10 protein-coding genes are annotated in these 13,827 nt (G+C 48.0%); 1 reads left to right on the forward strand and 9 read right to left on the reverse strand.

Features of this window, described 5'->3' with window-relative positions; all coding sequences use genetic code 11:
* Window positions 1-68: 68 nt before the first annotated feature.
* From carB to pyrR, 5 genes are all read right to left on the reverse strand, one after another.
* Window positions 69-3,287, reverse strand: coding sequence for a carbamoyl-phosphate synthase large subunit (carB, locus tag ACDJ58_RS20280; protein ID WP_413372618.1), 3,219 nt, complete (start codon window positions 3,285-3,287; stop codon window positions 69-71).
* Between the two features lies 1 nt (window position 3,288).
* Window positions 3,289-4,431, reverse strand: a complete 1,143-nt coding sequence (gene carA, locus ACDJ58_RS20285; RefSeq protein WP_053784194.1) for a glutamine-hydrolyzing carbamoyl-phosphate synthase small subunit — start codon at window positions 4,429-4,431, stop codon at window positions 3,289-3,291.
* A gap of 340 nt (window positions 4,432-4,771) precedes the next feature.
* A complete protein-coding gene (locus ACDJ58_RS20290) occupies window positions 4,772-6,076 on the reverse strand; it encodes a dihydroorotase (RefSeq protein WP_413372620.1) in 1,305 nt (434 codons plus the stop codon).
* A 126-nt stretch (window positions 6,077-6,202) separates the two neighbouring features.
* Window positions 6,203-7,114: an aspartate carbamoyltransferase catalytic subunit gene (locus ACDJ58_RS20295; protein WP_413379755.1), complete on the reverse strand. Its 912-nt coding sequence runs from the start codon at window positions 7,112-7,114 to the stop codon at window positions 6,203-6,205.
* A complete protein-coding gene (gene pyrR / locus ACDJ58_RS20300; RefSeq protein WP_413372621.1) occupies window positions 7,114-7,677 on the reverse strand; it encodes a bifunctional pyr operon transcriptional regulator/uracil phosphoribosyltransferase PyrR in 564 nt (187 codons plus the stop codon). The genes ACDJ58_RS20295 and pyrR overlap by 1 nt, the downstream gene beginning before the upstream one ends.
* Window positions 7,678-8,461: 784 nt before the next feature.
* On the opposite strand from pyrR, the gene ACDJ58_RS20305 reads away from it, so the two are divergent.
* A complete protein-coding gene (locus tag ACDJ58_RS20305; protein WP_413372622.1) occupies window positions 8,462-11,137 on the forward strand; it encodes a YhgE/Pip family protein in 2,676 nt (891 codons plus the stop codon).
* A gap of 89 nt (window positions 11,138-11,226) precedes the next feature.
* Here the strand turns inward: ACDJ58_RS20305 and ACDJ58_RS20310 are convergent, their stop codons facing one another.
* Genes ACDJ58_RS20310 through ACDJ58_RS20325 form a run of 4 tightly spaced genes read right to left on the reverse strand, consistent with a single transcriptional unit; the run spans window position 11,227 to window position 13,809 of the window.
* A complete protein-coding gene (locus ACDJ58_RS20310; RefSeq protein WP_413372624.1) occupies window positions 11,227-12,528 on the reverse strand; it encodes a DUF6080 domain-containing protein in 1,302 nt (433 codons plus the stop codon).
* A 24-nt stretch (window positions 12,529-12,552) separates the two neighbouring features.
* Entirely contained in the window at window positions 12,553-12,873 is a 321-nt protein-coding gene (locus ACDJ58_RS20315) for an EamA family transporter (RefSeq protein WP_413372625.1), read from the reverse strand.
* Complete coding sequence (locus ACDJ58_RS20320) at window positions 12,860-13,150, reverse strand: EamA family transporter (RefSeq protein WP_413379757.1); 291 nt, start codon at window positions 13,148-13,150, stop codon at window positions 12,860-12,862. Before ACDJ58_RS20320 ends, ACDJ58_RS20315 begins: the two co-directional genes overlap by 14 nt.
* Before the next feature lie 26 nt (window positions 13,151-13,176).
* Entirely contained in the window at window positions 13,177-13,809 is a 633-nt protein-coding gene (locus ACDJ58_RS20325) for an HAD-IB family hydrolase (protein ID WP_413372626.1), read from the reverse strand.
* Window positions 13,810-13,827 lie beyond the last annotated feature (18 nt).

Consider the following 13,827-nt stretch of genomic DNA (forward strand, 5'->3'; position numbering starts at 1 on the left):
CGATATAAAGGACATCCCGCCAGCCCGAAGGCTGACTGATGTCCTTGATCAGTGACAAATCGTCTTATTTATTGTACAAGAGCTGGCATAGCCTCAGAGGAAAAGTTGATCGTTTGCAGCATGATCAACAGGGCACGGATCGTATCCAGTGAAGTCATACATACAATGCCGTTCTCTACCGCCTCACGACGAATACGGAATCCGTCACGCTGCGGGGTTTTGCCTTTGGTCAGCGTGTTGAACACAAAGTTTGCTTCGCCGCTACGAATCATATCGAGAATGTTCGGCGAACCTTCACTTAATTTGTTCACCGTCGTCACCGGAATGTTCGCTGCTTCAAGCGCAGCCGCCGTACCTCCGGTAGCCATGATTTTGTATCCCAGTCTATAGAAACCTTCAAGCAGTGGAACAGCTTCCTCTTTGTCTTTATCCGCTACCGTTACCACGATTGCTCCGGTGGCCGGGATCTTCATGCCTGCACCGATAAGACCTTTGAACAACGCTTTAGCGTAATTCGGGTCACGACCCATAACCTCACCTGTGGATTTCATCTCAGGTCCAAGCGTTGGTTCCACACGACGCAGCTTCGCGAAGGAGAAGACCGGAACTTTTACGGAAACATGATCCGACTCAGGCCATAGACCATCGACATAACCGAGGTCTTTCAGCTTCACGCCCAGAATGGCTTGTGTTGCCAGGTTCGCCATCGGAATGTTGGTTACTTTGCTCAGGAAAGGTACTGTACGGGATGAACGCGGGTTCACCTCGATGATGTACACTTGACCCTTATGGATAACAAACTGGATGTTAACCAAACCGATCGTTTTCAGTTCTTTTGCAATCTTGATTGTAATCTCTACAATTTTCTCTTTGAGATCCTGGGACAGGTGCTGTGGCGGATAGACCGCGATAGAGTCACCGGAGTGAACCCCTGCGCGCTCGATATGCTCCATGATACCCGGAATCAATACCGTTTCACCATCACAGATCGCGTCAACCTCAACCTCTTTACCCATCATGTAACGGTCGATCAGGACCGGATGCTCCGGATTGATTTTAACCGCCTGTTCCATATATGTCAGCAATTCAGCATCGGAGTATACAATCTCCATCGCACGACCGCCGAGTACATAGGAAGGACGAACCAGTACCGGGTAACCCAGACTTTGAGCCGTTTCAACCGCATCATCTACCGAAATGACCGTTTTACCTTTTGGTTGTGCAATTTCCAGACGGGAGAGCAAACGCTCAAACTTCTTGCGATCCTCTGCCTCATCAATGTTTTCCAGATCTGTTCCGAGAATCGTTACACCAGCGGCACGTAGTGGTGCTGCCAGGTTGATTGCCGTTTGACCACCAAACTGTACGATAACACCTACTGGCTGTTCCTGTTCGATAACGTTCATTACATCTTCGAAGAACAGGGGTTCAAAGTACAAGCGATCCGATGTATTAAAGTCCGTAGACACCGTCTCCGGGTTGTTATTGATGATAACTGCTTCATAGCCTGCTTTTTGCAGAGCCCATACCGCGTGTACTGTTGAGTAGTCAAACTCAATCCCTTGACCGATCCGGATTGGACCAGAACCAAGTACGACTACTTTTTTCTTATCTGAAGGAATGACTTCATTCTCAGTTTCGTAAGTAGAGTAGTAATATGGCGTTGTTGCTTCAAATTCAGCTGCGCACGTATCTACCATTTTGTAGACTGGGCGAAGGTTTTCCTCTTCACGGCGTGCTCTGATTTCAGCTTCTTTCGTTAGCGTACCTCCTGGTTGACCTTCAGCACGCAGCTCAGCAATGGCACGGTCTGTGAAGCCAAGACGCTTCGCTTGATATAAGGTTTCGGAGGACAATTCGGATTCCTCGCGAATGCGATCTTCGAAGCTAATCAGCCCTTCGAGTTTATCCAGGAACCACCAGTCAATCTTCGTCAGATCTTGAAGCTGTTGCAATGTATAACCTCTGCGGAATGCTTCAGCGATCAGGAAGATACGCTCATCGTCGGCTTTGACCAAACGCTCGTTCAGCGTTGCTTCATCAAGTGTTTCGGCATCTTTCAGATACAGACGGTGTACGCCGATTTCCAGGGAACGAACAGCTTTATGAAACGACTCTTCGAATGTACGGCCAATCGCCATAACTTCGCCTGTCGCTTTCATCTGTGTACCCAGTTTGCGGTTCGCCGAGATGAACTTGTCGAACGGCCAGCGTGGGATTTTGCTCACGATATAGTCCAGTGTTGGCTCAAAGCATGCATATGTTTGGCCCGTTACCGGGTTCACGATTTCGTCCAGTGTGTAACCCATGGCAATTTTGGCAGCCATCTTAGCAATCGGATAGCCCGTTGCTTTGGAAGCTAGTGCCGAAGAACGGCTTACCCGTGGGTTAACTTCGATAACATAGTATTGGAAGCTGTGCGGATCAAGCGCAAACTGTACGTTACATCCACCTTCGATGTTGAGGGCACGGATGATTTTCAGGGAAGCTGAGCGCAGCATTTGATATTCACGGTCAGACAACGTCTGGCTTGGCGCCACAACGATACTATCACCTGTATGAACACCTACCGGGTCAAAGTTTTCCATGTTGCAGACTACGATACAGTTATCGTTTTTGTCCCGCATAACCTCATACTCGACTTCTTTCATGCCAGCAATGCTTTTCTCCACCAGACATTGCCCGATCGGGCTGTAACGAATTCCTGCTGCTACGGTTTCACGTAGTTCTTCTTCGTTCGCACAGATCCCGCCGCCTGTTCCGCCAAGCGTGTATGCTGGACGGACGATGATTGGATAACCAATCTCATTCGCAAAATCAAGTGATTCCTCAAGTGTTGTTACGATTACACTCTCAGGCACAGGCTGCTCCAGTTCGCGCATCAGATCACGGAACAAATCACGGTCTTCCGCTTTCTCAATGGATGTGAGTTGTGTTCCGAGCAGTTTGACATTCTCACGCTCAAGGACGCCAGCACGTGCCAGTTCCACAGCCATGTTCAGACCCGTTTGACCGCCAAGGGTTGGCAGCAAACCGTCTGGACGTTCCTGACGAATGATTTGCGTTACAAAATCCAGTGTAATCGGCTCAATGTACACTTTGTCAGCCATGTTGGTATCCGTCATAATCGTAGCCGGGTTGCTGTTGATGAGTACAACTTCCACGCCTTCTTCTTTCAGTGCCTGGCATGCTTGTGTACCGGCATAGTCGAACTCGGCCGCTTGACCGATGACGATTGGACCTGAACCAATCACCAGGATTTTTTTGAGATCTTTGTTAATCGGCATGTTATTGTGCTCCTTTCACTGCGGCTGCCAGTACGGCTTGACGCGGCTGTTGCGGGTGAGTAATCTTGTGCTCCCGAATCATCTCGATGAAGCGGTCGAACAGATAGCTGTTATCATACGGTCCTGGAGCTGCTTCCGGGTGATACTGAACGGAAAACGCCGGGAATGTTTTATGTTTCAGACCTTCAATGGTCTTATCGTTATTGTTGATATGTGTCACTTCAAGCTCTGTATTTTTCACAGATTCTTCGTTTACGGTGTAACCGTGGTTCTGAGATGTGATGAAGCAACGTCCGCTCTCCAGTTCTTTGACCGGGTGGTTTCCGCCGCGGTGTCCAAACTTGAGTTTCTCTGTATCGGCTCCTGCCGCAAGTGCAAACAGTTGGTGACCCAGGCAGATTCCGAAGATCGGATATTCGCCGAGCAGTTCACTGATCATTTTAACCGCGTGAGGTACGTCTTTCGGGTCCCCAGGGCCGTTGGACAGCTGAATGCCATCCGGGTTCATGCGGCGAATTTCGTCCGCTGTTACATCATGCGGAACTACAACAACGTCACAGTTGCGTTTGCTGAGTTCACGCAAAATTCCTGTTTTTGCACCGTAGTCAACCAATACAATACGTTCAGCCGTTCCCGGGCTGTTGTAGACATGTTGAGTAGAAGTCATAGGAACCTGGTTACGCAGCTCAGCGATGCTGGTGTCTCCCATCATCTCCAGTAACTCTTCCACAGGTTTCGATCCTGTTGTGAGAATTCCTTTCATTGTGCCGTGGTGACGAATCCGGCGAGTCAGCATCCGTGTATCAATCTCGCTGATCCCAACGATGCCATACTCTTTAAGCAAATCGTCTACGCTGTATTCCGCACGCCAGTTACTTGGTGTCGGCTCATGACGGCGTACCACAAAACCGTGTACGAACGGACGAATCGACTCGAAGTCGTCCCGCGTAATGCCGTAGTTACCAATCAGTGGGTACGTCATGGTTACGATTTGACCGCAATAAGAAGGATCCGAAAGCACCTCTTGATAGCCTGTAATTCCCGTATTAAAAACGACCTCACCAGTTGTTTCACCTTCAGCACCGAATGCTTTCCCGGTGAACAGTGTGCCGTCTTCCAACAATAATCTTGCCTGTGCCTGCATCCCATTTCACTCCTCTGTGTTTATCAAAGTTGAATACTTTGAGTTGAACATGGGGGACGTTACGTTTGGTGCGGCTCCGTGGGCAGAAAACCCTTTGATCGCTGTTATCCCCGGATTACTTTGATCCCATTCTTCAAATGGAGTAATCCGGTGATAAAGGCGAACGCTTTGCTTCTTCGGGTTCTTTCTGCCCACTCCGCAGTTACGTTGGTGTCCATGTTCAAAAGCATTATTCAACTTTTCTTTGTTTCGTATATTGGACTCTCGGCATTGGTCTGCCTCGAGTTAGTTGTAAAGATGTTATTGAATTAAAGAGTTAATGATTCATTTGTGTAGCGATTTATTGTTGTACCGTGTTATTCCACACGCTTTTGCCGTCCACCCATGTCTGTACCGGCCATCCTTTTAGCTTCCAGCCTGTGAATGGTGTGTTTCTTCCTTTGGTAGCAAAAGTTGCAGGATCAACTGCTTGTTCCTGGTTCAGGTCAATCATCGTGATGTCCGCAGGTGCACCCTCTTCCAGCTTGCCAGTATCCAGTCGGAATACCCGTGCCGGATCAGCTGTCATGCGTTTAACGAGGAAGTCCAGGCTCCAAAGCCCTGTTTCCACAAACTTCGTGTACAGCAGCGGGAAAGCTGTCTCGAATCCAACGATACCGAACGGTGCCAGCTCCATGCCTTTTGCTTTCTCTTCTTCGCTATGAGGCGCGTGATCGGTAACGATCATGTCCAGCGTTCCGTCCAGCAAACCTTCGATACAAGCTTGCACGTCGCGTGGTGAGCGAAGAGGCGGGTTCATCTTCCAGTTGGCATCCATGCCAGGGATATCTTCATCCGACAACACCAGATGGTGAGGACATACCTCGGCAGTTACTTTAATACCGATGGACTTCGCCAGGCGAATCAAGCGAACCGACTGCTCCGTACTTACGTGGCAGACGTGGTAGTGAACTCCCGTTGCTTCTGCAAGCAGGATATCCCGGCCTACGTGGATGGCCTCAGATTCATTAGGGATACCTTTGATACCGTGACGCTTCGAAAACTCGCCTTCTGTCACATATCCACCAACTACCAATGAGTCGTCTTCGCAGTGAGCGATGACTGGCATATCCATGCTTGCTGCGAGGCTCATAGCATCTTTCATCATTTGAGCGTTTTGTACGCCCACGCCATCATCCGTGAATCCAATCGCACCTGCTTCTTTCAAAGCAGCAAAATCCGTAAGTTCACGTCCAAGCTCGTTCTTCGTAATAGCTGCATAAGGCAGTACTTTAACCAGGTCGGCTTCTTTGGCTTTATCCAAAACCAACTTAACGACATCCGCGCTGTCTGTTACCGGTCTTGTGTTCGGCATGCAGGCAATCGTTGTAAACCCACCTTGCGCTGCCGAACGGGCACCCGTCTCGATCGTCTCTTTATGCTCGAATCCAGGTTCACGCAGATGCACGTGCATATCAATCAAACCGGGAATGACCAGTTTGCCTGAAGCATCGGTTACGCTATGCGCTGATTGCTCTGCTTTCAATACCGCTTCGTCTTCCACTCCAGCGATCTTTTGAATTTTTCCTTCATCTATAATGATCGTTTTCCGTTCAAGTTCCCCTTGTTGATTCAAGATGTTCGCGTTCTTTATAATCTGTAGCATAATTGCCCTCCGCTTCGGTTCTGTCCGACTTGCCAGACAAGTCGGATGATTTTCTTTATCGTGTACCCTCACATTGCTCTATAAGAACTTCCGTCCCGTCAGCCTAAGACCCACAGCCAGACCCTGTTACAGTTTCATCGCACGTTCCATAACCGCCATGCGGATTGGAACACCGTTTGCCATCTGCGGGAAGATCCGTGATGCTGCGCTCTCCACTACCGCGTCATCTACCTCGACATTGCGGTTCACAGGAGCAGGGTGCATAATGATTGTGCTTGGTTTCAGGCGTGATGCCCGTTCTTCCGTCAATCCGTAGTGTTCGCGATAATCCTCAGCCGAAGTAATCAGGCCATGTTTATGACGTTCCAGTTGAACTCGGAGCATCATGACTACATCCGCATCGAGTGCTTCTTCCAGACCTACATAAGGCGCGTGTTCTGCGAGCTCCGGTGCCTGCATCGTTTGCGGTGCGCAGAAGCGCACATCCGCACCAAACTTTTGCAGTGCCCACAGATTGGAGCGAGCTACCCGGCTGTGCAGGATGTCTCCGATGATCGACACACGCAAACCTTTCAGCTCACCGAAAGCCTTCCGCATCGTGTAGAGATCCAGCAGCGCCTGGGTAGGGTGCTCGTTATTCCCGTCTCCGGCATTCACTAGTGGAACATTCACTTTCTGAGCCAGTTGTTGCAGAACACCCGAAGGTTTCAACCGGATCACTCCTGCGTCAATGCCCATGGACTCCAGTGTGCGTACCGTATCATAGATGGATTCACCTTTCTCCACGCTTGATGCAGCCGCCGTGAAGTTCAGTACTTGTGCACCCAGACGTTTTTCTGCCATCTCAAATGAGAAGCGAGTACGCGTGCTGTTCTCGAAGAACATGTTGGCTACGAAATGGGATTCCAGTACAGGAACCAGTTTCTCCTTCTGTGCTTCCCAGTGTGCTGCTCTGTTCAGAATGGATTCGATCTCATCGCGACTAAGGTCCTTAAGGCCAAGCAAGCTCCGGTCCTTCAATGCTGGTTGTGTAATCATCATGCCTGTTCCCCCCGGTCCTGAATGATCTTGACTTCGTCCTGTCCGTCCGTTTCCATGAGCGCAACCTCGATCTCCTCTGATTTGGAAGTCGGCACATTCTTGCCGATAAAATCAGGTCGAATCGGAAGTTCCCGGTGTCCGCGATCTGCGAGAACCGCCAGCTGAATGTTCTGTGGTCTTCCACAGTCCATCAGGGCATCCATCGCTGCGCGAATCGTACGTCCGGTATAAAGCACATCATCGAACAAAATCACTTTTTTGTTATGAATCAAAAGTGATTCAGGTGTCATCGTCAACAGTTCCTTGCGATTCGCTTTATTCTCATCCAAGCGATCATCGCGATAAGGGGTCACATCGAGCTCTCCCCAAGGGATCGGTGTACCTTCGATTTCTTCAATCTTGGCGGCGATCCGTTCTGCGAGGTATACACCCCGTGTTCGAATTCCGATCAGTACACAGCCCTCAATACCTTTGTTTTTCTCCAAAATCTCATGGGCAATCCGTGTTAATGCGCGGCGGATCGCGGTTTCATCCATAATGACATGTGTCTCTGTGCTCATGCGTTCAGCCTCCTCAGGATTTACCTTTCAGATCATGGCCCCGTGACGAGGAGAACAAAAAAGACTCCTTGCCGTGTTTATTGGCAAGGAGTCTCCGAACTTCAGACCGCTCTGAAGAAAGTTTACTCTCGGGATGCATCGCTTCATTTGCCGCAGCAAAAAACGATGTATCGTTCACGTTACCTTGCCAGTCTCACGGGACTGATTTAAAGGTGCTATTCATGTCGTTCATATTGAAGGACCTCACAGGGTTCTATACTCAATATGTCCGTTTGTCTTCATGAATTATGACAGAAAGACAACCCACTGTCAACACCTCAACATCACAGGCGAAATTCCTCTACTGTATTCCCTTTAGAATCAGCAGTTCGGCTGAAAAACATCCAAACACATCACATTTCATTCGTTATTCATAATTATACAATAATTCTGTATATTTATCCATAGGAAATTGCGGAGAAACTTACAGCCAAAATAATCCTCTGACTATATTCAACGTTAAGACAGAGCCCTTCCCCTTTGGAACATGCAGTGAGTTTCGTATTATCTGCCTTAAGTTTTGAAGGCATTTTTAATATGATCCATCTCTTCTAATTTTAGAGTTCAACGTCCAGAAACACAGAATACATGAAGGCTCTGCATTAGTACCCAGTGAAATGGGTAAAGTTTATAAACATGAAACAATTCATTGAAGCTGTAATAAAGCCGATATACATAAGGATTTACAAATATGCGACATAGAAATAAGATAAGACCTACAATTATTTACATTTAGGAGGAAGTTATGCGTCACATTTGGCATGTTTACAAAACAGACTGGTTGCATATTTTGAAGGTTCCCACAGGTATATTTCTAATTGTGGCTATTATTTTACTGCCCGGGGTGTATGACTGGGTCAACGTGAAATCCGTATGGGACCCGTACAGTAACACCCAGGGGATCAAAATTGCGGTGACAACCCAAGACAAGGGTGCAACTGTTGCAGGAACTAACGTCAATATCGGAGACGAACTGGTAACCAGCCTGAAAGAGAACGAAAAACTGGGATGGACTTTTGTGGACCAGGCTGAGGCTGATCGTGGTGTGCAAACAGGAGAGTATTATGCAAGCCTACTCATTCCCGGGGACTTTTCATCCAAAATTACAGGCATCGTTGACGGGAAGCTGGAGCGCCCAGAGGTAATCTATACCGTTAATGAGAAGGTTAATGCCATCGCTCCAAAAATCACAGGTTCCGGTGTATCTGCGATAACAACACAAATCAATGAAAATTTCACTGAAGCCGTCAGTCAGGCTGTTCTAACCAAATTGAAGGAAGCCGGAGTTGAGATCAATGCCCAGCTCCCAACTTTGCGCAAGATGGAGAATGGCATTTTCACGCTGGAGAAAAATCTTCCGGCGATACAAGCTGCAGGTCAAAAGGTACTGGAAGTGGAAAAAGCCATGCCTGGTATTGTAAAAGATGCTCAAAAGATCGTCGAGATCGAAAAAAAACTGCCCGAAATCAATGAAGCCACACAATATGTGCTCAAGGTACAGGAGTATTGGCCACAAATTAATGATGCGGCTTCCGAGGTGTTGGCTATTCAGGGGCGGATTCCCGATATTCAAAAAGCCGTAGAACGTATTCAAGAAGTGGATGCAAACTTTGGTCAGGTATCAGGTGTCATCCAAACGGCCCTCGATAAAACCGACAAGGCTCTGTCCATCGTAACGGCCGCAGAGCAAGATCTGGACAAAGTATCACAACTCGCTGGTAACGGGATTGAGCTGGCCGAAGGCTTGAATCAATTTGTAGATTCCAGTGAAGAAGCGTTTCAGGCTATAGGCCCGGCGATCCGGCAAAACCTGCTGCTGGTGCAACAAATCGCAAACGCTGCGTCAGACGTATTTGGGCAATTGCAAAATACGGATCTTAATAACCTGCCGACAGCAGAAGATCTGGACCGGATCGCTGCCCGCTTAGGGATTGCGGTAAAACTCGTCGACAGTATGGCAGAACTACTGGGCAAAATCGACAACTTGCTTCCAAGCCATCCACTTGCCGATAAAATTACGCAATTGAACACCATTTCAGATAAACTTCAGTTGCAAATCCGCCTGGCTGGGATTATCAGTGATGCTCTGCGTCGCAATACAACTCCGCCCGCAGACGTCATCGCCCAGTTAAATGCTCTGTCCAAGGACATTAGCAGCGGCATTGGTAATATCATGAACACCTACGAGAGCGAAATATCGCCGGCTCTTGCGGCTGGTGCGGATAAGCTGAGGTCTATCCTTTCCACTTCAGCAGATGCACTACAGGGAGCAAGGGATCGAATTCCGGATATTGCGGATATTCTTGCATCAGCCAAAGAAGGGATTACGTTTGGGCAGACTGAATTGACAAAAATCCAGAGCGAACTGCCTCAAATACAATCTAAGATCCATGAGATATCAGAGACACTCGCGAACAAAAGTGAAGGCTTTATCCAAGCTTTGAACACAGTGTCTTCATTAATTCGAAACGATCTGCCCAAGCTGGGGACCAAGTTGAACGAAGCAGCTGATTTTGTTCGGAACGATCTGCCTAATGCCGAGAAACAGATAGGTAAGGCATCCGATTTTGTACAGAACCAGCTTCCGGAGGTCGAAAAAGGAGTACATCGTGTTGCCGCGCTTGTACGTGATGATCTGCCAGCATTGGAAAGTGCCATCAGCAAGGCTGCAGACAAACTTAGGGAAGTCGAAGGCAATAACCAGTTTGCCGAACTCGCCAAGCTTTTGCGCGGCGACATTGAAGAAGAAAGTGCTTTCCTTGCAAGTCCGGTGCAAATCAAGGAACAACAGCTTTACCCAATTCCGAATTATGGATCGGCAATGTCACCATTTTATGGCGTGCTGTCCTTGTGGGTCGGCTCAACGCTGCTGATTTCTCTGCTTCGTGCCGAAGCTGAGAATCCAGAGGGCAAGTTCAGGGGGTACGAGTTGTATCTTGGGCGTCTCGCCACTTTTCTGACCATTGGATTGCTTCAAGCGGTCTGTGTCAGCCTGGGAGATATCTTGATCCTCGGAACCTACGTCGCAGATAAACTGTGGTTTGTCCTGTTTGCCATGCTGGTGAGTGCCGTATTTGTTACCATAACGTACACCCTGCTGTCCGTTTTTGGGAATATCGGAAAAGGGATCGCGATCATCTTCATGGTGTTCCAGTTCTCCAGCTCCGGCGGTACGTTTCCGATCAGCATGACATCCCCCTTTTTCCAGGCATTGAATCCGTTCATGCCCTTCACGTATGCGATCAGTCTGCTGCGTGAGTCGGTCGGCGGCATCTTGTGGTCGACTGCCATCAAGGATATTCTATGGTTGTGCATGTTCATTGCGCTGAGTCTCATCGTTGCTCTCGCTTTGAAACGTCCACTCAGCAGTCTCACCAAACGTTCAGCCGAGAATGCCAAGAAGACCAAAATTATTGCTTAAATCATTTGTTTGACTCTAAACAAGACAAGGCCATTGGACTGTTAATCCAATGGCCTTGTCTCGTTGTATAGGATAATTAAAATGTCTGATTATTTCACTGTACGTTCCTGTTCCAACTGATTATAGGACTGTTTAATAGTTGTTAAAGTTTCTACATGACGATAGATGTTGTTCCCTGCAGTGACGAGAATACACAGCATGATCAAGCCTATTAGCACTTTTTTGCCCATCCCCGGACGAAGACCGATGACGAAGCCCCCACCGAGGAGGAAAAACGCAAACAGATAGTGTCCTGCATACAGGTACATATCGTATTGAAATACCGCCAGCCCGAAACCAACAACGATATGAAGTAAAAATGCAAACAGAATGTATGGCACAAGAGTCCACACTTCCCGTTCACGGATGCCCTTGATAAACCCAGTGAGCGCCAGCAGCAGAATAAAAATACCCGTGAGCTGAATATAGATCGGATTGGAACGGGACAGATCCGTTACAAACGCGACCATGCCCGGGTCCAGCAAATGCACTTTCGGTGACAGCATCGGATTAATCGTTAGCAAGCTTAGAGCTTTCCAATGAACTGCGAACTGAAATGGAGTGGCATAGCTTGTCCCCCCATTTTGAATGCCAAGCAACCAATTGCTGACCCAACTGCGACCTCCAAACGCGATGTACTGGATCCCTGTCAATACTATGATGAAAGCAACGGCCAGTGCCATAATCCCGATGTACTTTTTCCAACCAGACTTGCTACGCCACGTACGCAAATTGATAAATATGGCGGCCGCAAACGGCACAATGTTGGTCGACGTCAGTCCGAAGTTGATGGATGCCAGCAGCGCATTCGGGATGTAGCGGACATCTTTGCGTTCACGGTTGTATTGCATATACAGCACAGAGAACAGGATAACAAACTGTACATACGGATAGGAATCCGGAATCAACGCAGTAAACATCAGATAGGAGCTGAAACCGAACAATAAAGCGAAAAGTATCGGTGTAGTGCTTTGTTTATCTTTTTGATTCAAAAACAGAAACACCAGCACAACCGAACCCGCATTCACAAGGGACTGCAGGACAAGAAAGAACCAATTCCCGCCCAGCAATTGAGCACCTGCTTCAAGCGTGACCGCTAGAAATGAAATTAACGGATGAATAACCGAAGAACTGTTGTCTCCGTAATACATGGAAGGATCGAAGTTAAATAAATTAAGTGGAAACTGCGTCGTACTAAATGGCGTGTATGACCCAAGAAGCTCTGTGTGATTCGCAATGTACGTCACGTAAGGTCCATTCATGAGAGCGTAAAAAAGAGCAAAACCCGCAAACAGGCAAAATGCCGTCCAATTGGTTCTGCGATTATAAAATATGTAGTCCAAAAATTTCATGCGTTCACATCCAGTTTCATTATTCTAGAAAACCAATAAACACAACCCGCCCATAATACAAGCGACACCTATCCAGCGCAAAGGACCTACTGTTTCCTTAAAGGCAAACCGCGCTATAATGAGCGTCCACACATACGTTAACGCATTGGCTGGCAGCACAACCGTTAAGGGAAGGAATTTCAACAATACAATGTTCAGCAGCGCACCTGTACCATAGAATCCTAGCCCCATTAGAACATGCAGCTTTTTGCGGCTGGTGGCGTAGGCTTTCAAACCCGCTCCCCCCATCGCTCCACACAGGGTCATTGCAATTAGCACAGCAATCATCCAGCTATCGGTCAACACTGGTCAACGTCACCCCAATTCCAAGCAGCACAACAGCGGCCAGCTTCTGCACCGTAATTTCTTCTCCTAGCAAAAAGTGTCCATAGATCAGCGCAAACACATAGCTGGCACACATCAAAGGGTAGGCTACAGACAGCTTTTCCAAAGCAAAAGCCTTGATCATCAAAATGGCACCCAGTCCATAACAGAGAAAGCCGATGCCCAGATAGACCCACTCAGTTAGCCCCCACTTCCAGAACAATTGGCCCGTTGCTGTAAGAAAAGCGGAGACCAGCATTAACAGCTTGCCTGTATGGCGCCCTTTTATCTCCCCCACGACAATGCCTCCATCTCTGGCACGCGCTTGTTAATAAAGTATCGCTGACTCACCAACTGCATCACTGGAAGATCGGATAAGGAGTCGGAGTAGGAGCAGGATTGATCATAATCAATCACCATTTTTTTCTCATCCAGATAGGCCTGAATTCGGCGAACCTTCTCATCCCCTTTGCAATTGCTGCCTTCGATCCTACAGGTATAGCCATTCGAGTGACGAACCAAATCGGTACCAATGACATGATCCACCCAGGGAAAGTTTTTAAAATATTTCATATAGGCATGCGGAGATGCGGTCACCAGCAATACATGATAGCCTGCTTCCTTACGGTGCTGCATCTCTACACTTGCCTCCGCAAAAATGGCAGTACGCAATCGTGTATCAAAAAAATGCTCCAGATCTTTTTCGGACATGCGCTCAATGCTTTTGAAATAGGAACGTTTGACACGTTCAACGGACATTAGACCTGCCTTGAACAGCGCGGTATGATATGCAATTACAGGCAATCTCCATACCTGCCATGGGTAACGCCGAACGCCGTAATGTACAAACTGAAACATGGAATCTCTGCGTATAATTGTTTTATCAATATCAAAGATGGCGACTTTCGTGCTTTTCACTTTGATCCCCCTCTACCT

The sequence above is a fragment of the Paenibacillus taichungensis genome, assembly GCF_047302525.1.
Taxonomy (GTDB): Bacteria; Bacillota; Bacilli; order Paenibacillales; family Paenibacillaceae; genus Paenibacillus; species Paenibacillus taichungensis_B.

What these genes read in the sequence shown, in the direction of transcription:
- carB (WP_413372618.1), bottom strand. Translation starts at nt 3,287, where the DNA reads ATGCCGATTAACAAAGATCTCAAAAAAATCCTGGTGATTGGTTCAGGT.
- carA (WP_053784194.1), bottom strand. Translation starts at nt 4,431, where the DNA reads ATGCAGGCACAGGCAAGATTATTGTTGGAAGACGGCACACTGTTCACC.
- ACDJ58_RS20290 (WP_413372620.1), bottom strand. Translation starts at nt 6,076, where the DNA reads ATGCTACAGATTATAAAGAACGCGAACATCTTGAATCAACAAGGGGAA.
- ACDJ58_RS20295 (WP_413379755.1), bottom strand. Translation starts at nt 7,114, where the DNA reads ATGATTACACAACCAGCATTGAAGGACCGGAGCTTGCTTGGCCTTAAG.
- pyrR (WP_413372621.1), bottom strand. Translation starts at nt 7,677, where the DNA reads ATGAGCACAGAGACACATGTCATTATGGATGAAACCGCGATCCGCCGC.
- ACDJ58_RS20305 (WP_413372622.1), top strand. Translation starts at nt 8,462, where the DNA reads ATGCGTCACATTTGGCATGTTTACAAAACAGACTGGTTGCATATTTTG.
- ACDJ58_RS20310 (WP_413372624.1), bottom strand. Translation starts at nt 12,528, where the DNA reads ATGAAATTTTTGGACTACATATTTTATAATCGCAGAACCAATTGGACG.
- ACDJ58_RS20320 (WP_413379757.1), bottom strand. Translation starts at nt 13,150, where the DNA reads ATGCTGGTCTCCGCTTTTCTTACAGCAACGGGCCAATTGTTCTGGAAG.